Consider the following 21,199-nt stretch of genomic DNA (forward strand, 5'->3'; position numbering starts at 1 on the left):
TGAAGTCATGACGAGGTGCCATGCTGACATGCATTGAAGGCGTTTTGAGCAAGGATGATGTGGCGGATTTCCGCCGCATCATGGACGCCAGCGACTGGGAAGACGGGCGCTCCACCGCCGGCTCGCAGTCGGCGGTGGTCAAGCGCAACGAGCAATTGCCGCCGGACAGCGAGGTCGCGCGAAAACTCGGCAACCGCATCATCTCGGCGCTGACGTCGAACCCGCGCTTCATCGCGGCGGCAATTCCGCTCCAGATCTTCCCGCCGCTGTTCAACCGCTATGCGGCCAGCAGCGGCCACCATTTCGGCCTGCACGTCGACAATGCGGTCCGCGGCGACCGCCTGACCGGCCTTCGCATCCGTACAGACCTGTCGGTCACCTTGTTCCTGGCCGAGCCGGAGGAGTACGACGGTGGCGAACTTGTGATCGAGGACAGCTATGGTTCGCACGAAGTCAAGTTGCAAGCCGGGGACTGCGTGCTCTATCCCTCGACCAGCCTCCATCTCGTCACCCCGGTGACGAGGGGAACGCGGGTTGCGTCTTTCTTCTGGCTTCAGAGCATGATACGGGACGATCAAGCCCGGGGCATGATCTTTGACCTCGACACCGCGATTCAGGCGCTGGTGGAACGGCTCGGGCGTGACGATCCCGAAACGGTCAAATTGACGGGTATCTATCACAACCTCATTCGCTACTGGGCCGAAGTATGAAGATCATGTCCTTCCAAGCAAGCGTTGCCGCAGCCTTGATGTTGGCGGCCGCCTGGCTCGCATCCCCTGTTTCTGCCCAGACACAAAGCCCGCCGGCGACGCCGGTCCAATCGACAGCTCAGCCGGCCGCGCCCGCCGCGGCTCCCTCAGCCGCCGCGCTGGCGGCGGCAAAGCCCGATGCGGCGGTCGGCATCGCGCCGGCCATGAAGGAACTGTCGCCCTGGGTGATGTTCCAGTCGGCGGACATCATCGTGAAGGCGGTGATGATCGGGCTCGCCTTCGCATCGCTGATGACCTGGACGGTGCTGATCGCCAAGTCGATCGAGCTGTCGGTTGCCTCGACCAAGCTTCGTTCGGCCCTGAAGAAGATTGCGGAGGCGCGCTCGCTCGCGGAAGCGCAGATGGCGCTCGGCGCCAAGGAGGGCATCCTGCCGTCGTTCCTGGCGTCGGCGCTACGCGAGGCGCGGATGTCGGCCGGCCTCTCCAGCGATACCGGCATCAAGGAGCGGGCGGCTTCGAGCTTCTCCGAGATCGTGCGCGCGGAGGCGCGGCGCATCCGCGTCGGCATGGGCGTGCTCGCGACCATCGGCTCGACCTCGCCCTTCGTTGGCCTGTTCGGCACGGTATGGGGCATCATGAACAGCTTCATCGGCATCTCGAAGTCGCAGACCACGAATCTCGCCGTGGTCGCGCCCGGCATCGCCGAGGCGCTGCTCGCGACCGCGATCGGCCTTGTCGCCGCCATTCCCGCCGTCATCATCTACAACTACTTCTCGCGCGTGACGAAGAGCTATCTCGAGCTCGTCAGCCGTGCCTCGGGCGCGGCGGGGCGGCTGCTCTCGCGCGATCTCGACCGCAGCCACGGCAGCGTGCATTCGCGCGCGGCGGAGTGAACCATGGGCGTTTCGCTCGCAGACAATGACGACGACGATGATTTCGGCGAGACGCATGAGATCAACGTCACGCCGTTCATCGACGTCATCCTGGTGCTGCTGATCATCTTCATGGTCGCAGCGCCGCTCTCCACGGTCGACCTGCCGATCGATTTGCCGACGTCGAGCGCGACGCCGCAGAAGAAGCCGGACAAGCCGACCTATCTCAGCATCAAGCCCGATTTGACGCTTGCGATCGGAGAGAACCCGGTCCACCGCGCCGAGTTGATCGGCACCCTCGACGGCCTGTCGGACATGAGCAAGGACAAGTATGTCTTCCTGCGCGCCGATCGCTCGGTGCCGTATGGCGAGTTGATGGGCGTCATGGAGCTGTTGCGCGCAGGCGGCTATTCGCGGGTGAAACTGGTTGCGCTGGAAGGCGCTCCGGGGGCGCCTGTGGCAGGCGCCGCTCAGCCTTAGAGGCCCGCTATGTCGGACGAACCCAGACCACCCCGGAAGCTTTGGATTTTGGCAGCGGTGGCAGCGCTCGCGCTGCATCTGGGTGGTGCCGCGCTCGCGCTGGCCCATTTGCAAACCGATGACGGCGACGATGGCCTGGGCGCATCCGGCGCGGAGTTCGCTGTCGAGATGGCCTCGCCAAAGGCGCCTGACACCGATCTTCCGCCCGGACCGGACAGTGAAGCGATGCAGGAGCAGCAGGCGCTTCCCGAGCAAAAAGCCGAGACCAAGGAGACCGAGCTTCCGAAGGATAAGTCGCAACAGGTCGACGATCCCGATCGGGTCGTCACCGAAAACATCTCGAAGAAGCCGCAGGACGAGGACCCGAAGATCGCGGCGGTTGAAACCCCCGCTGCGGAGGCCTCGCCGCAGTCCGTTGCGACGGCGCGGCAGACACTCGATGAGGACGCCCGCGAGGCCGAGAAGGCGCTGGCGCCTGTGCTTGGCATCGGCAAGGACATGCTGAAGCTCACGGCCGACTGGAATCGCAAGATCAGCGCGCACCTCACGGCCCACAAGGTCAATCCGGAGGGGAAGCAGCCCAACAATCAGAAGGTCAAGGTTTCCTTCGCGATCAACCGACGGGGCAACGTGCTTTCGGTCGACGTCGTGGAGTCGTCCGGGGATGCAGCTTACGATACGGCCGCGATCTCGATCGTCCGCAAGTCCGATCCCGTCCCGCAGCCGCCGGCCGGGCTGACCGAAGACCGGTTCGAGCGCACCGTCGACATCATCTTCACGCCGCCGGACGCCAAGAAAAAGAAGAAGGCGGCTCAGCGCCAGTAGAGCCTGATCGCGACATAGACAACGACCAGGCAGGCGAAGATCAGCGCCACCGGAAGCGGACGTTTCCGGGTTGCGCCTGCGGTCGCTGCCCCGAAGAAATTGACCTTTTTCGGCTTCGGTTCTGGGCGGCGGAAGGCGGTAACATTGTCCGACGCCGTTTCAGGCGCCCGGGGATGGACGTCGGGCGGGGTTCCTGCGCCGCCCATCTCGGAATAATAGGCCTTGTAGATCACGCCGATGGTGGCCTCTGTGGCCTGGCCCTCGTTCATCTGCGCCAGCATGTTCTTGTAGCTGACGAGGAACTCCTGCGCTTCCGGAGGCAGCGCGGACGACCCGTTGAGCTTGGCCATCATCTTCCAGGTGGCAAAATCGGCGCGGGCGCGGGTGTCGGCGCGTCGCGCGATCAGCATATCGGCAGCTTTGACCAAGTCGGCCTCGAGCCCTTCGGCTTGTGTTCGGGTGTGTGGCTGTTCAACTACGCATTGCCGGTCAGAATGAGAACAGTCTGAATCACATAACCGGTCAACGTTCGCAGTATTGCTGAAATAACATCAAGATTTAGACCGAACTGGGAGCCCGCCAGCGGCAGCAGGATCAAGAGACCGATCAGGATCAGCATCCCGAACGGCTCAAGCCGGGCCAGCGGCAGGGCGAGAGGCCGGGGCAACAGCCCGAGCGCGACGCGCCCGCCATCGAGCGGGGGAATCGGCATCATATTGAACACGGCCAGCACCGCGTTGATCAACAGCGCATTCTTGAGGTTGTCGAAGATCCACTGCGCCGAGCTGGCCGGCACCCAGGGCAGGGCGTGCAGGGCAAGAGCTGCGACGAGCGCCAGCAGGATGTTGGTGACGGGCCCGGCCAACGCCACCCAGACCATGTCGAGCCGGGGATGGTTGAGGTTGCGATAATTCACCGGTACCGGCTTGGCATAGCCGAACAGGAATGGCGAATGCGCAAACAGCAGCATCGCCGGCAGGATTACGGTGCCGAATGGGTCGATATGCTTGAGCGGGTTGAAGCTGACGCGGCCGAGCTGCCAGGCCGTGGTGTCGCCGAGACGGTATGCAACGAAGGCGTGCGCGGCCTCGTGGAAGGTGATGGCGAGCACCAGCGGCAGCACCCACACCGATATGTCATAGAAAGAAATGTTCACGGCTCGTCCGTCCCGGTTTGCCTGTGGTCATGCAGCCGACCCAGCCAAACCGGTGGTGCCGCAACGCTTCACCTCAACATAGGGTGGCCGGTTCCGAAATGCCACGCTGCAAATGATCCGCGTGGCCCGAAGCCGCTATGCTGCCGCCAAAATTCACGCCGGGATCGTGCCCGGATACTGCGTCAGCCCGTCGTCGAGCTTCAGCCAGGCGAGCTTCTCCGAGACCCAGATGTGCTCGGTCGGCGCGAAGGCGTTGCGATCATCGAACGTGGTGAGTGCGACGCCCGCCAGGGTGCCGTTGCGCCGCCATGAGAACAGGCGCGTGCCGCAGCGTTTGCAGAACACGCGATCGATGTTCTCGGACGACGCGTAGCGGGCGGTGTCACCCTCGATGGTCAGGGCGCGCTGGTCGAACTGCGCGCGAACGAAGTAGGGCGAGCCCATTGCCTTCTGGCACATGCGGCAATGGCAGATGCGAACGTTGAGCGGCTCGCCTTCCGCCTTGAACCGCACCGCGCCGCAGAGGCAGCCGCCTTCTCTGATCATGATGCCCTCAGTATGTTGCCCGCCCGCCGGAGATGTCGAACACGGCGCCGGTCGAGAACGCGCAGTCCTCCGACGCGAGCCAGGCCGCCATCGCGGCGAGCTCTTCCACCAGCACGAAGCGCGCTTTGGGGATTTTCGACAGCATGAAGTCGATATGCTGCTGCGTCATCTGGTCGAAGATCGCGGTCTTCGCAGCCGCGGGTGTCACCGCGTTGACGAGGATGTCATGCGCCGCCAATTCCTTGCCGAGCGACTTCGTCAGCGCGATCAGGCCGGCCTTGGAGGCCGAATAGTGCGAGGCGTTCGGATTGCCTTCCTTGCCGGCGATCGAGGCGATGTTGACGATGCGCCCGTATTTCTGCTTGAGCATCGTGGGGACGATCGCCTTGCAGACGATAAAGGGACCGTCGAGGTTGATGCGCAGCACCTTGCGCCATTCCTCGAGATCGGTTTCCCAGACCGGTTTGTTGACGCCGGCGATGCCCGCATTGTTGACGAGGATGTCGATCTTGCCGAAGGCGGCAAGCGTCGCATCGCGGGCCTGCTCGACGGCTGCGGTATCGGTGACGTCGACCTTGAAGATGCGGACGCTGTCGCCGATCTCCTTCGCCGTCTTCTCGGCCAGCGCGGCGTCAAAATCCCAGATCGCGACCTCGGCGCCGGAATCGACAAAACGCTGGGTGATGGCGCGGCCAAAGCCCTGCGCGCCGCCGGTGACGATGGCGACGCGGCCGTTGAGATCGATCTTGTTCATCGCGAAATCCCTTCATCTATCCCCCATGGTGAGGAGCGCGCACTTGGCGCGCGTCTCGAACCATTGAGCCCGTGGTCCATCCCTCGAGACGCCGCTGTCGCGGCTCCTCGGGATGAGGACTAATCAGAGCATGTAGCCGCCGTCGACGACGAGGTCGACGCCGGTGGTGAAGGCGCTCTCGTCACTGCCGAGATAGATCGCCATCGACGCGATCTCGTCGGCGGTGCCGAGCCGGCCCATCTTCTGGCGGGAGACGAACATCTCCTTGCCCTGCGGGCCTTGCGCGGCAGCGCGGTCGAGCATCGAGGGCGTCTCGACGGTGCCGGGGCAGATGCTGTTGCAGCGGATACCCTTGGTGATGAAGTCGAGCGCGACCGCGCGCGTCAGCAGCGACACCGCGGCCTTCGAGGAGCGATTGGCCGGCGGCCGCAGCGCCGCGCAGGAGGAGATGTTGACGATGCTGCCACCGCCGCCCGCGAGCATGTCCGGCAGGAATGCCCTGATGGTCCGGTGCATCGACTTGACGTTGAGGTCGAACGAGAAATCAAAGTCCTCTTCCGAGCACTCCAGGATGGTGCCGTGATGCACGAAGCCCGCCGCATTCAGCAGGATGTCGACCTTGCCGACGCGCTTGGCGAAGGCATTGACGTCGGCGGTGTTGCGAACGTCGAGCTTCGCCGTCTCGGCAATGCCTTCCTTGGCCAGGCCCGTGATGCCGCTCTCGTTGATGTCGGTGGCGATCACGGTCGCGCCTTCACGTGCGAATGCGATGGCGCATGCGCGTCCGATGCCTGCCGCTGCAGCCGTGATGACGGCACGCTTTCCTTTGAGGCGGTCTGCCATTTGTAATTCTCCTCACCGTGAATTTGATTGCTATGCCGTCATTGCGAGCGAAGCGAAGCAATCCAGAATCTCACCGTGGAGACAGTCTGGATTGCTTCGTCGCTTCGCTCCTCGCAATGACGAGTGGTTAGTGATTATCCCGCGCGACACCAAACGTGCCGGCGACGTTCTGGTAGCGTGTCGCCAACTCCATGCAGGCGCCGGTCGACTGCTGGCCGACGGTGTTGCGATAAAGCTCCTGCCACGGCGTCTGGTTCGGCGGATGCTTGAAGCCGCCATTGGCCGCCAGTTCGGCATGGCGCTTCTTCACCTCGTCGTCGGAGATGAGAATGTTGGCGCTGCCCTTGTTGAGGTCGATGCGCACCTTGTCGCCGTTCCTGAGGATCGCCAGCCCGCCATTGGCGGCAGCTTCCGGCGAGGCGTTGAGGATCGAGGGCGAGCCCGATGTGCCGGACTGGCGGCCGTCACCGATGCAGGGCAGGGCGAGGATGCCGCGTTTGATCAACGCCGCCGGCGGCTGCATGTTCACGACCTCGGCGCCGCCGGGATAGCCGATCGGCCCGGTGCCGCGGACGAACAGCACGCAATGCTCATCAATGTCGAGCGAGGCATCGTCGATCCGCTCGTGATAGTCCTCGGGACCCTCGAACACGATGGCGCGGCCCTCGAAGGCGTTGAGGTCCTTGGGGTTGCTGAGATAGCGGTCGCGAAACTCCTTGGAGATCACGCTGGTCTTCATGATCGCTGAATCGAACAGATTGCCGCGCAGCACCAGGAACCCGGCGTCCTTGACCAGCGGCTTGTCGTAATTCCAGATCACGTCGTTGTCGGGCTTTGCCGCATTGGCGCAGTTCTCGCCGATGCCGCGGCCGTTCACGGTGACCGCGTTCTCGTGGATGCGCTTGTGCTTCATCAATTCGCGCACCACCGCCGGTATGCCGCCGGCGCGATGGAATTCCTCGCCGAGATAGAAGCCGGCCGGCTGCATGTTGACCAGCAGCGGCACGTCGTGGCCGACCTTCTGCCAGTCGTCGATCGAGAGCTCCACGCCGATGTGGCGCGCCAGCGCGTTGATGTGGATCGGCGCGTTAGTCGAGCCGCCGATTGCCGAGTTGATCACGATGCAGTTCTCGAACGCCTCGCGGGTCAGGATGTCCGAGGGCTTTAGGTCCTCCCAGACCATCTCGACGGCGCGCTTGCCCGTCTCATAGGCAATCTGGCCGCGCTCGCGATAAGGCGCGGGGATCGCCGCACAGCCCGGTAGCGAGAAGCCGAGCGCTTCCGCAAGCCCGTTCATGGTCGAGGCGGTGCCCATGGTGTTGCAATGGCCGACCGAGGGCGCCGATGACGCCACGATCTCCATGAATTCCTCATAGTCGATCTCGCCTGCGGCGAGCCGCTCGCGCGATTTCCAGACGATGGTGCCGGAGCCGGTGCGCTCGCCATTGTGCCAGCCGTTCAGCATCGGGCCGCCCGACAGCACGATCGCGGGCAGGTTGACGGTCGCGGCCGCCATCATGCAGGCCGGCGTGGTCTTGTCGCAGCCGGTGGTCAGCACCACGCCGTCGAGCGGATAGCCGTAGAGGATCTCGACCAGGCCGAGATAAGCGAGGTTGCGGTCGAGCGCCGCGGTCGGGCGCTTGCCGGTCTCCTGGATCGGATGGGTCGGGAATTCCATCGCAATGCCGCCGGCCTCGCGGATGCCTTCGCGGACGCGATGAGCAAGCTCGATATGGTGGCGGTTGCAGGGTGAGAGGTCGTTGCCGGTTTGTGCAATGCCGATGATCGGCTTGCCGGACTGAAGCTCGGCGCGGGTCAGACCGTAGTTCAAATAGCGCTCCAGATAGAGCGCGGTCATGCCCGGGTTATGCGGATTGTTGAACCATTCCTGCGAGCGAAGGTGGCGCCGAGCGCCGTTCTCGGCGGGGGCATGCCCATTGGTTGGTTTTTTTGTCATTGGTTTCTCCTGCAATGCAAACGCACTGGCGTCCGTTTTATGGTGTCGGCTTGTGCGATGCCCAACGGCGCGAGTGATGATTTGCCTGCCCGCTGGCGGGTCGTTTCCTCACAAATCCGATACTAGTCATGGCCACTTGGTAACGCTACCAATTTGTTCGCAGCGCCCGCGCCTGAAACCGCCGGCCTGTTGTCCGAACGCCGCGCCGAGGAGCTTTGCCGCTCTATCACCTTGAAGCCGAGATCGAGCACCGGATGCTGCGGGCGCCGCCCGTCGATCGCCTCGATCAGCATGGCGGCGGCCGTGTTGCCCATCTCGTAGCGGTTGGTGCGCACGCTGGAGAGGGTCGGCACGGTGGACGCCATGAATTCGAGATCGTTGAAGCCGACGATCGCGATCTGTTCGGGTATTGCGATCTCCCGGCGCCTGCATTCGAACAGCACGCCGAGCGCGAGGTCGTCATTGGCGCAGAACACCGCGTCCATGCCGGGCTCCTGCGCCAGGAGGTCGGTGAAAAGGGCGGCGCCGAGCGTCACCGAGGTCGGTGTTGCCGTCGTGACGACGAGGCGTTGCTCGAACAGTCCAGCGTCCTTCATGGCCGAGACGTATCCGTCGAGCCGCCGCTGCACCCGTGGATCCATCCGCGCGCCGACGAAGCCGATCTTGCGGTGACCTTGCGCGAACAGGTGCGCGATCGCCGCGCGGGCTGCGTCATAGTGCGAAAAGCCGATCATCATGTCGACCGGATTGGGTCCGATCTCCATGATCTGCACAATCGGGCAGTCGGCGGCATCGAGCATCGCGCGCGATTCCGCGGTCTGGTCGATGCCGGTGACGATCAGTCCGGCCGGCTTCTGCGCGAGAAACAGACGCAGCAGCTTCTCCTCCTGGAGAATACTGTAGCGTGTATTGGACAACTGAATCGAGTAACGGCTGCTTTCGGAGGCGTCATAGATGCCGCGCAGCACGTCGGAGAACACGTTGTTGGTCAGGGACGGAATCAAGACGCCGATCACTTCGGTGCGCTGCGAGGCCAACGCGCGTGCCGCCAGGTTGGGCACATAGCCGAGCTCCTTGGCCGCGCTCTCGACCCGTGTCCGCTTGGCGACCGACAGCGCCTCGGGATTGCGGAAGAAGCGGGACGCTGTGATCGGGCTGACGCCGGCAAGTTCGGCGACTTCCGCCAGCCGGATTTTGCCTGACTTGGTGCGTTTTCGACCCATTTGCTGCTCTTAACACACTCACTGTCGCAAACAAAGGAACGTTGACAGCGCTACCAGCACAGACTAACCAAAGACAAATTGCCAAAACCGCACAAACTGCCGACAATGTCCCCGCTAAGGTTGGGCTTCGTTCGGTGAAGTCTGAAAAAACAAGACGGTCGCGGCGCAAGATGCGTCGTGGACTTTCGAGGAGGGAGCTAGATGTCGTCTGTGCAAATCCGCGACGTGCGGAAATCGTTCGGCAATTTTGAAGTCCTGCACGGCGTTTCGATTCCGATCGAGGACGGCCAGTTCGTCGTCCTGGTTGGTCCCTCTGGCTGCGGCAAGTCGACGCTTCTGCGCATGCTCGCGGGCCTCGAGAACATCACCTCCGGCACGATCTCGATCGGCGACCGCGTCGTCAACAATGTCCAGCCCAAGGAGCGGGACATTGCGATGGTGTTCCAGAACTACGCGCTCTATCCGCACATGACGGTCGGCGAGAACATGGGCTTCTCGATGAAGCTGCGGGGCGAGAGCACCGACGAGATCAACAAACGCGTCAAGCGCGCCGCCGAAATTCTCGCGCTGTCGCCGCTGCTCGAGCGTTACCCGCGCCAGCTCTCCGGCGGCCAGCGCCAGCGCGTCGCCATGGGCCGCGCCATCGTGCGCGATCCGCAGGTGTTCCTGTTCGATGAACCTTTGTCGAACCTCGACGCCAAGCTGCGCGTCGCGATGCGCACCGAGATCAAGGAGCTGCACCAGCGGCTGAAGACCACGACCGTCTACGTCACCCACGACCAGATCGAGGCCATGACCATGGCCGACAAGATCGTCGTCATGCATGACGGCATCGTCGAGCAGATGGGCACGCCGCTCGAACTCTACGACAAGCCCGACAACCAGTTCGTCGCCGGCTTCATCGGCTCGCCCTCCATGAACTTCCTGAAGGGTCATGTGCGCGTCAACGGCGTTGCGACCTTCGAGGGTCCGAACGGCGTCAAGCTGCCGCTCAAGAACGCGCCGGCGGCGTCCGACGGCCGTCCCGTCGTTTACGGCGTGCGGCCCGAGCATTTCACCATCGCCGACGACGGCGCCGATGCCGAGATCGTCGTGGTCGAGCCGACCGGCTCCGAAACGCAGGTGTTTGCGAAGCTCGGTGGTGAGCAGGTCGTCGCGGTCTTCCGCGAACGTCACCAATTCAATCCGGGTGACAAGGTCAAGCTGAAGCCTGATCCTTCCGTGGTTCATCTGTTCGACGAGGCGACGGGCAAACGCGTGTAGCGACGCCGAACGACTGCCCAAAAGACCCAACACAAGACCACCCGATACAAAATATAAAATTTAGGGAGAGAACGATGAGCGATTTCGACAGGCGAAGTGTGCTTAAAGTCGGCCTCGGTGGCGCGGCGTTGCTGGCTGGCCCGGGCATCGTCCCGGTGCGTGCGGCGACCTGGACCAACACGCCGGAGCCGAACGCGTCCATCCGCGTGCTGCGCTGGAAGCAGTTCATCCAGGCCGAGTTCGACAAGTTCGCCGAGCAGACCAAGGCGTTCTCCGAGAAGACCGGCGTCAAGGTCAAGCTCGAGGCCGAGAGCTGGGAGGACATCAGGCCGAAGGCCGCGGTCGCGGCCAATGTCGGCGCCGGTCCCGACCTGATCATCGGCACGCTCGATGATCCCCATAAGTTCCCGGAAAAGCTGATCGACGTGACCGATGTCGCCGACTATCTCGGCGCGCAGTATGGCGGCTGGTATCCGGTTGCCGAACGCTACGGCAAGAAGGGCAACACCTGGATCGCCATTCCGCAGGGCGCGACCGGCGGCTGCCTGAACTACCGCATCAGCCACGTGAAGGCGGCTGGCTTCGATGAATTTCCCAAGGACACCGCCGGCTTCCTCAAGCTGTGCCAGGCCCTGAAGAAGAACAATACGCCGGCCGGCTTCGCGCTCGGCCACGCCACGGGCGACGCCAACGGCTGGTGCCAGTGGGCGCTGTGGGCATTCGGCGGCAAGGTCGTCAACGACAAGAACGAGGTCGTGATCGACTCGCCGGAGACGATCGCCGCGCTCGAATACGTCAAGCAGCTCTACGAGACCTTCATCCCCGGCGTGCTGTCGTGGAACGACTCGAACAACAACAAGGCGTTCCTCAACGGCGAACTCAGCCTGACGCTGAACGGCATCTCGATCTGGACCGTCGGAAAGAACTCGACCGATCCGAAGCAGCAGGAGATCGCCAAGGACATGAACCACGCGCCGATGCCGATCGGGCCGGTCGGCGTGTCGACCGAGCAGCAGAACGTGCTCGTCTATTACGGTTACAAGCACTCGAAGTATCCCAAGGCGGTCAAGGAATACATCAAATTCATGATGGACAAGGCGAACTACGACGCCTGGGAGGTCTCCTCCAACGGCTACGTCTCGCCGCCGCTTCCGGCCTACAACGACAACCCGGTGTGGACCTCCGATCCCAAGATCACGCCGTATCGGGACTGCCTGAAGCGTTGCCGCGACAACGGCTATGCCGGCGATCTCGGCTATGCCTCCGCCGCCGTGATGGGCGACTTCGTCGTCGTCGACATGTTCGCCGAGGCGGCGTCGGGCTCCGTGACGCCGAAGCAGGCAGCCGCACGCGCGGCCGAGCGCGCCAAGCGCTACTACCAGGTCTGATCAGTTCCAATCTACGCGGCGTCCGGTTCGCCGGACGCCGCGACTTTTCGTTGAGGGGAGTCCGACATGGCAGTTATGGCCGAGCCCGTTGCCGCGCATGTCAAGCGCAGCAGCTTGTGGACCAGAGCATTCGAGAGCCGAAATTTCCTCGGCGCGATGTTCATGGTGCCGGCGATCGCGATTCTCATCCTGTTTCTGGCTTACCCGCTGGCGCTGGGCTTCTGGCTCGGCATGACCGATGCCAAGATCGGCGGAGCCGGGCGCTACATCGGGTTCCAGAACTTCGTCTCGCTCTCCAAGGACTCGGTGTTCTGGCTGTCGGTGTTCAACACGATCTTCTACACGGTCGCCGCCAGCGCCGTGAAATTCGCGATCGGACTTTACCTGGCGCTGCTGCTCAACGAGCGGCTGCCGTTCAAGTCGATCGTCCGCGCCATCGTGCTATTGCCCTTCGTGGTGCCGACGGTGCTCTCCGCGATCGCGTTCTGGTGGATCTATGACAGCCAGTTCTCGATCATTTCCTGGGTGCTGCTCAAGGCCGGCCTGATCACGCACTACATCGATTTTCTCGGCGATCCCTGGAATGCGCGCTGGTCGGTCGTCGCCGCCAACATCTGGCGCGGCGTGCCCTTCGTGGCGATCACGCTGCTGGCGGGATTACAAACCATCTCGCCCTCGCTCTACGAGGCCGCCAATCTCGACGGCGCCACCAATCTGCAGCGCTTCCGCCACATCACGCTGCCGATGCTGTCGCCGATCATCGCGGTGGTGATGACGTTCTCGGTGCTGATGACCTTCACCGACTTCCAGTTGATCTACACCATCACGCGGGGCGGGCCGATCAACGCCACCCATCTGATGGCGACGCTATCGTTCCAGCGCGCCATCACCGGCGGCAATCTCGGCGAGGGCGCGGCGATCTCGAACGCGATGATTCCGTTCCTGGTCGCGGCGATCCTGCTCAGCTTTTTCGGGCTTCAGCGTTCCCGCTGGCAGCAGGGCGGGAGGGACTGACCATGAGCACAGCGGACGACCAAAGCGTCGGAATGGACTATCTCGAGAGCTTCCCGCGGAAATTTCTCCGCGTCTACCTTCCGCTCGGTCTGATCATCTTCTTGCTGCTGTTCCCGTTCTACTGGATGGCGATCGCGACGTTCAAGCCGGACGCGGAGATGTACGACTACGAGAGGTACAATCCGTTCTGGATCGTGCATCCGACGCTGGAGCACATCAAGAAGCTGTTCTTCGACACCGACTATCCGCTCTGGATGTGGAACACGGTGATCGTCTCGGTGTCCTCGACCTTCATCTCGCTGTTTGCCAGCGTGTGCGCCGCGTATGCGATCGAACGTCTGCGCTACAAGGGCTCGCGCTATATCGGGCTTGCGATCTTCCTCGGCTATCTCGTGCCGCCCTCGATCCTGTTCATTCCGCTGGCGGCGATCGTGTTTCAGCTCGGCCTGTTCGACGGCAATCTGGCGCTGATCCTGACCTATCCGACCTTCCTGATCCCGTTCTGCACCTGGCTCCTGATGGGCTATTTCCGCACCATCCCCTATGAGCTGGAGGAGTGTGCGCTGATCGACGGGGCGACGCGGATCCAGATTCTGACCAAGATCACGCTGCCGCTGTCGCTGCCGGGGGTGATCTCGGCGGGCATCTTCGCCTTCACGTTGTCCTGGAACGAGTTCATCTACGCGCTGACCTTCATCTCCTCGTCCGAGAACAAGACGATCCCCGTCGGCGCGATCACCGAGCTCGTCAACGGCGACGTCTACCATTGGGGCGCACTGATGGCGGCGGCACTGACCGGCTCGGTTCCCGTGGTTATCCTTTATTCCTTCTTCGTGGAGTATTATGTGTCGGCGATGACCGGCGCCGTGAAGGAATGATCGCGGGGCCGCAATGAGGGCGCGCTGAGGGCAGCGCGCCAATAAGAAGGAGTAGGCTCTTGCACATTCTGGTTCTGGGCGCCGCCGGCATGGTCGGCCGCAAATTGTGTGAACGGCTGCTGCGCGACGGCCGGCTCGGCAAGAGCGACATCACCAAGCTGACCATGCACGACGTGGTCGAGCCGAAGACGCCGGAAAAGGCCGGTTTTGCCGTCGAGACGGTATCGAGCGACTTCGCCGTCCCCGGCGCTGCCGAAAAGCTGATCGCCGGCCGCCCGGACGTGATCTTCCATCTCGCCGCGATCGTCTCGGGCGAAGCCGAACTCGATTTCGACAAGGGCTACCGCATCAATCTCGACGGCACGCGGATGCTGCTCGACGCGGTCAGGCTCGCTGGCGGCGGCTACAAGCCGCGCGTGGTGTTCACCTCCTCGATCGCGGTGTTCGGCGCGCCGTTCCCCGAGGCGATCGGCGACGAGTTTTTCCACACGCCGCTGTTGAGCTACGGCACCCAGAAGGCGATCGGCGAACTGCTGCTGGCCGACTATTCGCGCCGCGGCTTCCTCGATGGCATCGGCATTCGCCTGCCGACCATCTGCATCCGGCCCGGCCTGCCCAACAAGGCGGCGTCGGGCTTCTTCTCCAGCATCCTGCGCGAGCCGCTGGCCGGCAAGGACGTGATCCTGCCGGTCTCCGAGGACGTCCGTCACTGGCACGCCACGCCGCGCTCCGCCGTCGGCTTCCTGCTGCATGCCGGCACCATGGACCTCGCCACCGTCGGTCCGCGCCGCAATTTGACCATGCCGGGCCTGTCGGCGACGGTCGGCGAGCAGATCGCTGCGCTGAAGCGTGTCGCGGGCGACAAGGTCGCCGCCCGCATCAAGCGGGAGCCCGATCCCTTCATCGTCGGCATCGTCGGCGGCTGGCCGCGCAACTTCAATGCCAAGCGGTCGCTCGAGCTCGGCTTCACCACCGAGGAAAAGACCTTCGACGACATCATCCGCATTCACATCGAAGACGAGCTCGGCGGCAATTTCGTCGCCTGATCTCTGACTGAGCGGGTAAAGTGATGGCGAGCGTTGCTTGCATCGGCGAATGTATGGTCGAGCTTCGGCAGGCCCAGGGCGGACAGTCTTCGGGACAGTCTGCCGGGCAGGGCGGTGGCCTGTACTCGCGCGGCTTCGGCGGAGACACCCTCAATACGGCCGTGTATCTGGCGCGGCTCGAGGTCAAGGTCGATTATCTCACCGCGCTTGGCGACGATGCCCTGAGCGATGAGATGATCGCGGCCTGGACCTCGGAGGGCGTCGGCACAAGGCGTGTCGCGCGGTTGGCGGGCAAGCTGCCCGGCCTCTACATGATCCAGCTGGATGCGAAGGGCGAGCGCCAGTTCTTCCACTGGCGCGACAGTGCGGCGGCGCGCCAGCTGATGAACTTGCCGGAGACGAACGAGCTGCTCAACTCGCTGATGAGCTACGACATCATCTATCTCTCTGCGATCACGCTCTCGATCTACGATGCGGCCGGACGCGAGCGCCTGTTCGCGGCGATCAAGCGCGCGCGCCTGCTCGGCACCCGCTTCGTGTTCGACACCAATTTTCGCGCGCGAGGGTGGCCGGACCGCGATGTCGCGCGCGAGGTGTTTGCAGCGGCCTTCGCGGCCGCCGACATCGTGCTGACCTCGACCGAGGATCTGCTCGCCCTCTATCCCGGCGAGAGCCTGGACCAGCTGATGGCGCGCATCCCGAGCCCCGAGCTGGTGTTCCGGCTCGCCGAGCCGGTCAGCCTGCTGCGCTTTGCCGGAGCCACCCACGAGGTCCGCGCCGAGCCCATGACCAAGCCGGTGGTCGACACCACGGCGGCCGGGGACAGCTTTGCGGCGGCCTATATCGCGGCGCGGCTCGCCGGTTCCGACCCGGTCGAGGCCGCCCAGGCCGGGCATCGCCTCGCCAGCCTCGTGATCTGCTATTCCGGCGCCATCATTCCGGGTTATGCCATGCCGCCGAAGAAGCGGCACCGGCCGGCGACCTCTCGTCAAGCGACCAAGTAAGATCGAGACCCATGACCACAACTGCCCAACAGAACCACCTCGTCGCGCTCTTCAAGGCCGCGACCGTCATCCCCGTCCTCACCATCGAGCGGATCCAGGATGCGGTGCCGCTGGCGCGTGCGCTGGTTGCCGGCGGCGTCCGCACGCTGGAGGTGACCATGCGCACCCCTGTTGCGATCGAGGCCGCGAGGGCGATGATGGCCGAAGTACCCGAGGCGATCGTCGGCATCGGCACGATTCTCAATCCGGCAGACTTCGCCCGTGTCGAGAGGCTCGGCGTCGCGTTCGGCATCAGCCCGGGCCTGACCCCGGATCTCCTTAAGGTTGCCGCCGACAGCTCCTTGCCGTTCGCGCCGGGCATCGCCACGGCGTCCGAGCTGATGATGGCGCTGGCCCATGGCCTCGACGTTGCAAAATTCTTTCCGGCCGAGCAGGCCGGCGGCATCAAGGGCCTGCGCGCGCTCGGTGGTCCGTTTCCGAACGTGCGGTTCTGCCCCACCGGCGGCGTCGGCGAGGCGAATGCGACGACCTGGCTTGCCGAGCCCAACGTGGTTGCGGTCGGCGGTTCCTGGCTGTGCCCGGCGGCGGAGATCAAGGCCGGGAACTGGGCCGGCATAACTGCCATCTGCCAGCGCACGATCAAGGCCCTGAAAGCCGCGTGAAGTCTTGCCATCGCTGGGCTAAGACTTAGGTCAGTAAGAGACCGTAGGGAGAAAAGACCATGACCGCCAGCATCGTTGGATGGGCGCATACGCCGTTCGGCAAGTTCGACACCGAAACCGTCGAAAGCCTCGTCACGCGCGTCGCCAATGAGGCGATGGCGGATGCCGGTATCTCCGCGTCCGACGTCGATGAGATCGTGCTCGGCCATTTCAACGCCGGCTTCTCGCCGCAGGATTTTACCGCCTCGCTGGTGCTCCAGGCCGACCCGAAGCTGCGATTCAAGCCGACCACCCGCGTCGAGAACGCCTGCGCCACCGGCTCCGCCGCCGTGCATCAGGGCGTGCGGGCGATTGCTGCGGGTGCGGCCAAGATCGTGCTGGTCGTCGGCGTCGAGCAGATGACGCGCACGCCGGGGCCGGAGATCGGCAAGAACCTGTTGAAGGCATCCTACCTGCCTGAGGACGGTGACACCGTCGGCGGCTTCGCCGGCGTGTTCGGCAAGATCGCCAGCTCCTATTTCCAGAAATACGGCGACCAGTCCGATGCGCTGGCGCTGATCGCGGCCAAGAACCACAAGAACGGCGTCGCCAATCCCTACGCCCAGATGCGCAAGGATTTTGGCTTCGATTTCTGCCGCGCCGAGAGCGAGAAGAACCCTTACGTCGCCGGCCCCTTGAAGCGCACTGATTGCTCGCTCGTCTCTGACGGCGCAGCCGCACTGGTGCTGGCCGACGCCGAGACCGCCAAGACCATGAGCAAGTCGATCGGCTTCCGCGCCACCGCGCACGCCCAGGATTTCTTGCCGATGTCCAAGCGCGACATCCTCCAGTTCGAAGGCTGCACGGTCGCCTGGCAGCGCGCGCTGGAGCAGGCCGGGATCACGCTGTCTGATCTCTCCTTCGTCGAGACCCATGACTGCTTCACCGTCGCCGAGCTGATTGAGTACGAAGCGATGGGCCTGACCCCGAGGGGGCAGGGCGCCCGCGCCATCAAGGAAGGCTGGACGCTCAAGGACGGCAAGCTGCCGGTCAATCCGTCCGGCGGGCTGAAGGCCAAGGGCCATCCAATCGGCGCCACCGGTGTCTCCATGCACGTGATGACCGCGATGCAGCTCGCCGGCCAGGCGCCCGAGGGCATGCAGCTCAAGAACGCAAAACTCGGCGGCATCTTCAACATGGGCGGCGCGGCCGTCGCCAACTACGTCTCCGTGCTGGAGCCGTTGAAGTAAGCTCCGGCCTTGTAGGGTGGGCAAAGGCGCGCAAGCGCCGTGCCCGCCAACTTGTTTGCGCTAGATCATGGTGGGCACGCTTCGCTTTGCCCACCGTATGGCTCTGATTGATTCGCGGGAAATGCATCATGAGCAATGACTACGAAGACTCGCTGTCGATGAACGCACTGAACGACCGCATCGCGATCCTCGAGGACAATATAAGGCAGCTCATCGAGCAGGCCGCGGCGGCCTCGGGCGAGCAGAACGAGTCGCGGATCGCCGACCGCATCAACCAGCAGAACGACGAACTCGACCGTCTCATCAAGATCCGTGAATCCCGCCAGAAGAAATAGCGGACGCGCGGCGCATGCGGCCATACGCCGGCCGCCCTTGCGCGCGCGGCGCTGCTGCCTTTAGCTGGACCGAAATCGCGGGGCCGCTTCTGCCCGCGCAATCGGGAGCGAACCAATGGGGCCGCTGAAGGGCATCAAGGTCGTCGACATGACAACCGTGCTGATGGGGCCCTATGCGACCCAGATGCTCGGCGACTACGGTGCTGACATCATCAAGGTGGAATCGCTCGACGGCGACGTCACCCGCCTGATCGGCCCGATGCGTCACGCCGGCATGGGCCCGGTGTTCCTTAACACCAACCGCAGCAAGCGCTCGATCTGTCTCGATTTGAAGAAGCCCGCCGGCCGCGACGCCGTGCTGCGGCTGCTGAAGGACGCCGATGTGCTCGTCTACAACGTCCGTCCGCAGGCGATGGCACGGCTCCAGCTCGGCTATGACGTCGTCTCCAAAATCAATCCGCGCCTGGTCTATGCCGGCGTGTTCGGCTTCGGCCAGGACGGACCGTATGCTGCAAAACCCGCCTATGACGATCTGATCCAGGGCGCGACCGCGCTGCCGGCGCTGATGGCGCAGACCGGTGACGGTGTGCCGCGCTATGTGCCGAACGCGCTGGTCGATCGCATTGTCGGCCTCACCGCCGTCGGCGCGATCTGCGCCAGCCTCGTGCACCGCGACCGCACCGGACGCGGCCAGCGCGTCGACATCCCGATGTTCGAGACCATGGCCGGCTTCGTCATGGGCGACCACATGGGCGGCCTCACCTTTGAGCCTCCGCTCGACAAGGGCGGCTACGCGCGCCACCTCTCGCGCGACCGCCGGCCCTACAAGACATCGGACGGCTATCTCAGCGTCATCGTCTACAACGACAAGCAGTGGGAGAACTTCTTCAAGGCGACGGGCCGCGACGATCTGCGCGCCGATCCGAAATTTGCGAGCTTTGCCGGCCGTGCCACCAACATCGACGTCGTCTATGCCGAGCTCGCGCGCATCTTCGAGACGCGCAGCACTGCGGAATGGATCGACCTGCTCACCAGGGCCGACGTGCCTGTGATGCCGATGCACGACCTCGCGTCGATGCTGCACGATGAGCATCTGGACGCCACGAACTTCTTCCCGGTCGTAAACCATCCGACCGAAGGGCCGATCCGCAGCATGAAGGTGACGGCCAATTGGTCGGAGACCGAGGCCGAGCCGGTGCGGCTGGCGCCGCAGCTCAACGAGCACGGCGCCGAGATTTTGCGCGAGATCGGCTATTCCGCGGACGAGATCGACGCGCTGGTCCGCGACGGCGTCACCCGTTCGCCGCCTCGGAATGACGATGCACAGGTGCTGCCATGAGCTTCATCACGGGCGTCGGCCTCACATCTTTCGGCAAGCACGAAGGCTCATCCTCGCTCGACCTGATGAGCAAAGCCGCGCAGGCCGCACTCGACGATGCGGAGCTCAAGCGCGCCGAGATCGACGGCATCCTCTGCGGCTACTCCACCGTCTCGCCGCACATCATGCTGGCGACCGTCTTCGCCGAACATTTTGGCATCCGTCCGGCTTATGCCCACGCCGTCCAGGTCGGTGGCGCGACCGGCCTCGCGATGACCATGCTCGCCCATCATCTCGTCGAAGCAGGCGTCGCCCGCAATGTGCTGGTCGTCGGCGGCGAGAACCGCCTCACCGGGCAGAGCCGCGATGCCTCGATCCAGGCGCTGGCGCAGGTCGGCCATCCCGACTACGAGGTGCCGCTGGGGCCGACCATTCCCGCCTATTACGGCCTCGTCGCTACCCGCTATATGCACGAATACGGCGTGACGGAAGAAGACCTCGCCGAATTCGCGGTGCTGATGCGCGCACACGCCTGCACCCATCCCGGGGCGCAATTCCACGATCCCATCACGGTCGCTGACGTCATGGCCTCGAAGCCCGTGGCGATGCCGCTGAAATTGCTCGACTGCTGCCCGGTCTCCGACGGCGGCGCCGCCTTCGTCATCAGCCGCGAGCGGACGGGAGAGGCTGGCGTACGCATTCGCGGCTGTGCCCAGGCGCATACCCATCAGCATGTCACCGCTGCGCCCGCCCTCAGTGAGCTCGGCGCCGAGATCTCCGTCGCCCGCGTCAAGGAGGCCACGGGCCTTGCGATCTCCGACGTGCGCTACGCCGCCATCTACGACAGCTTTACCATCACGCTCGCGATGCTGCTGGAAGACCTCGGTCTTGCCGCGCGCGGCGAGGCAGCCGCCCGCGTACGATCAGGGCATTTCGGCCGCGACGGCGCGATGCCGCTGAACACCCATGGCGGCTTGCTCAGCTACGGCCATTGCGGCGTTGGCGGCGCCATGGCGCATCTGGTCGAAACGCATCTGCAGATGACGGGGCGGGCGGCTACCCGCCAAGTGCGTGACGCCTCGATCGCGTTGCTCCATGGCGACGGCGGCGTACTGTCGTCCCACGTCAGCATGTTTTTGGAGCGGGTGCGATGAGCGAGCGTCTAGCGGACTGGACCAGGGGCGAAGAGGCGGTCACCTATCAGACCTGCACCTCCTGCACCCATGTGCAGTATTTCCATCGCGCTTTCTGCGCGGCCTGCGGCACGTCCGATCCGCGCGAGGCGCGCGCCAGCGGCAAGGGCAGGGTGTACGCGACATCGCTGGTCTGCCGTGCCGCCACGCCTGAGACGCGCGCGCACGTGCCCTACAATATTCTGCTGGTCGATTGCGCCGAAGGGTTTCGCATGATGGCGCATGGTGAGAATGATCTCGCCATCGGCGATGAGGTCGTCGCGAGCTTTAAGCCGTTTGCCGGCAAGCTGGTGCCGTTCTTCACGAAGGGAAAATAGTGGGATTCGTCATTCGGGGGCGGTCCAAGGGACCGAGCCTGGAACGGGAGTTCTGGGCCTGGCCTGTGCGAGAGCCACCCCGGAATGACGAAAACGCAAAAACTCTACCTAACGCCCGTAGAACAAGATGCTGGCGATGACGAGCATAGCCATCACGGCCAGCATATGCGCGAGCGCCTCCGAGGC

Annotated in this window: 23 protein-coding genes; 16 read left to right on the forward strand and 7 right to left on the reverse strand. The window is 64.0% G+C overall.

The genetic code is table 11. The annotated features are described in order from the left end of the window. Positions 1-20: 20 nt before the first annotated feature. The 4 genes from IVA74_RS16615 to IVA74_RS16630 are packed head-to-tail and all read left to right on the forward strand — an operon-like array spanning position 21 to position 2,887. Positions 21-710, forward strand: coding sequence for a Fe2+-dependent dioxygenase (locus IVA74_RS16615; RefSeq protein ID WP_247345842.1), 690 nt, complete (start codon positions 21-23; stop codon positions 708-710). After that, positions 707-1,603 (forward strand): tonB-system energizer ExbB, encoded by an 897-nt coding sequence (gene exbB / locus IVA74_RS16620; RefSeq protein ID WP_247345845.1) that lies wholly within the window; start codon positions 707-709, stop codon positions 1,601-1,603. The genes IVA74_RS16615 and exbB overlap by 4 nt, the downstream gene beginning before the upstream one ends. 3 nt (positions 1,604-1,606) lie before the next feature. Continuing rightward, complete coding sequence (gene exbD / locus IVA74_RS16625) at positions 1,607-2,062, forward strand: TonB system transport protein ExbD (protein WP_247345850.1); 456 nt, start codon at positions 1,607-1,609, stop codon at positions 2,060-2,062. Between the two features lie 9 nt (positions 2,063-2,071). Further along, a complete protein-coding gene (locus tag IVA74_RS16630; protein ID WP_247345852.1) occupies positions 2,072-2,887 on the forward strand; it encodes a TonB family protein in 816 nt (271 codons plus the stop codon). Here the strand turns inward: IVA74_RS16630 and IVA74_RS16635 are convergent. From IVA74_RS16635 to IVA74_RS16665, 7 genes are all read right to left on the reverse strand, one after another. Next, the gene (locus tag IVA74_RS16635) at positions 2,875-3,297 is read right to left on the reverse strand and encodes a hypothetical protein (protein ID WP_247346776.1); all 423 of its coding nucleotides are present in this window, start codon (positions 3,295-3,297) and stop codon (positions 2,875-2,877) included. The two genes, IVA74_RS16630 and IVA74_RS16635, sit on opposite strands and share 13 nt — an antisense overlap. A gap of 65 nt (positions 3,298-3,362) precedes the next feature. Beyond that, positions 3,363-4,043, reverse strand: a complete 681-nt coding sequence (locus IVA74_RS16640; RefSeq protein WP_247345855.1) for a site-2 protease family protein — start codon at positions 4,041-4,043, stop codon at positions 3,363-3,365. 153 nt (positions 4,044-4,196) lie between these two features. Next, a complete protein-coding gene (locus IVA74_RS16645; protein ID WP_247345858.1) occupies positions 4,197-4,589 on the reverse strand; it encodes a GFA family protein in 393 nt (130 codons plus the stop codon). Positions 4,590-4,596: 7 nt separating this feature from the next. Then, complete coding sequence (locus IVA74_RS16650) at positions 4,597-5,343, reverse strand: SDR family NAD(P)-dependent oxidoreductase (RefSeq protein ID WP_247345861.1); 747 nt, start codon at positions 5,341-5,343, stop codon at positions 4,597-4,599. 123 nt (positions 5,344-5,466) lie between these two features. Next, positions 5,467-6,186 carry an SDR family oxidoreductase gene (locus IVA74_RS16655; RefSeq protein WP_247345864.1) on the reverse strand — a complete coding sequence of 240 codons (720 nt, stop codon included), beginning with the start codon at positions 6,184-6,186 and terminating at the stop codon, positions 5,467-5,469. 127 nt (positions 6,187-6,313) lie between these two features. Then, complete coding sequence (locus IVA74_RS16660; protein WP_247345867.1) at positions 6,314-8,143, reverse strand: IlvD/Edd family dehydratase; 1,830 nt, start codon at positions 8,141-8,143, stop codon at positions 6,314-6,316. A gap of 122 nt (positions 8,144-8,265) precedes the next feature. Beyond that, complete coding sequence (locus IVA74_RS16665) at positions 8,266-9,366, reverse strand: LacI family DNA-binding transcriptional regulator (protein WP_247345870.1); 1,101 nt, start codon at positions 9,364-9,366, stop codon at positions 8,266-8,268. A gap of 201 nt (positions 9,367-9,567) precedes the next feature. On the opposite strand from IVA74_RS16665, the gene ugpC reads away from it, so the two are divergent. The 12 genes from ugpC (at position 9,568) to IVA74_RS16725 (ending at position 21,013) form a co-directional block, all read left to right on the forward strand. Next, positions 9,568-10,629 (forward strand): sn-glycerol-3-phosphate ABC transporter ATP-binding protein UgpC, encoded by a 1,062-nt coding sequence (ugpC, locus tag IVA74_RS16670; protein WP_247345873.1) that lies wholly within the window; start codon positions 9,568-9,570, stop codon positions 10,627-10,629. A 74-nt stretch (positions 10,630-10,703) separates the two neighbouring features. Next, complete coding sequence (locus IVA74_RS16675) at positions 10,704-12,017, forward strand: ABC transporter substrate-binding protein (RefSeq protein WP_247345875.1); 1,314 nt, start codon at positions 10,704-10,706, stop codon at positions 12,015-12,017. Between the two features lie 66 nt (positions 12,018-12,083). Further along, positions 12,084-13,031 (forward strand): sugar ABC transporter permease, encoded by a 948-nt coding sequence (locus IVA74_RS16680; RefSeq protein WP_247345878.1) that lies wholly within the window; start codon positions 12,084-12,086, stop codon positions 13,029-13,031. Between the two features lie 2 nt (positions 13,032-13,033). Further along, on the forward strand, positions 13,034-13,909 hold the full coding sequence (locus IVA74_RS16685) for a carbohydrate ABC transporter permease (protein WP_247345880.1): 876 nt from the start codon (positions 13,034-13,036) through the stop codon (positions 13,907-13,909). 59 nt (positions 13,910-13,968) lie between these two features. Beyond that, entirely contained in the window at positions 13,969-14,955 is a 987-nt protein-coding gene (gene denD / locus IVA74_RS16690; protein WP_247345883.1) for a D-erythronate dehydrogenase, read from the forward strand. A 23-nt stretch (positions 14,956-14,978) separates the two neighbouring features. Then, the gene (locus IVA74_RS16695) at positions 14,979-15,959 is read left to right on the forward strand and encodes a sugar kinase (RefSeq protein WP_247345886.1); all 981 of its coding nucleotides are present in this window, start codon (positions 14,979-14,981) and stop codon (positions 15,957-15,959) included. Between the two features lie 11 nt (positions 15,960-15,970). Then, on the forward strand, positions 15,971-16,621 hold the full coding sequence (gene eda, locus IVA74_RS16700) for a bifunctional 4-hydroxy-2-oxoglutarate aldolase/2-dehydro-3-deoxy-phosphogluconate aldolase (RefSeq protein ID WP_247345889.1): 651 nt from the start codon (positions 15,971-15,973) through the stop codon (positions 16,619-16,621). Between the two features lie 59 nt (positions 16,622-16,680). Beyond that, a complete protein-coding gene (locus IVA74_RS16705; protein ID WP_247345894.1) occupies positions 16,681-17,850 on the forward strand; it encodes an acetyl-CoA acetyltransferase in 1,170 nt (389 codons plus the stop codon). A gap of 128 nt (positions 17,851-17,978) precedes the next feature. After that, positions 17,979-18,185 carry a hypothetical protein gene (locus tag IVA74_RS16710; protein ID WP_247345897.1) on the forward strand — a complete coding sequence of 69 codons (207 nt, stop codon included), beginning with the start codon at positions 17,979-17,981 and terminating at the stop codon, positions 18,183-18,185. Between the two features lie 115 nt (positions 18,186-18,300). Further along, a complete protein-coding gene (locus IVA74_RS16715; RefSeq protein WP_247345899.1) occupies positions 18,301-19,524 on the forward strand; it encodes a CoA transferase in 1,224 nt (407 codons plus the stop codon). Further along, on the forward strand, positions 19,521-20,657 hold the full coding sequence (locus tag IVA74_RS16720) for a thiolase family protein (protein WP_247345902.1): 1,137 nt from the start codon (positions 19,521-19,523) through the stop codon (positions 20,655-20,657). Before IVA74_RS16715 ends, IVA74_RS16720 begins: the two co-directional genes overlap by 4 nt. Then, entirely contained in the window at positions 20,654-21,013 is a 360-nt protein-coding gene (locus IVA74_RS16725) for an OB-fold domain-containing protein (RefSeq protein ID WP_247345905.1), read from the forward strand. Before IVA74_RS16720 ends, IVA74_RS16725 begins: the two co-directional genes overlap by 4 nt. Positions 21,014-21,199 lie beyond the last annotated feature (186 nt).

This window comes from Bradyrhizobium sp. 132 (genome assembly GCF_023074185.1).
Classification (GTDB): Bacteria; Pseudomonadota; Alphaproteobacteria; order Rhizobiales; family Xanthobacteraceae; genus Bradyrhizobium.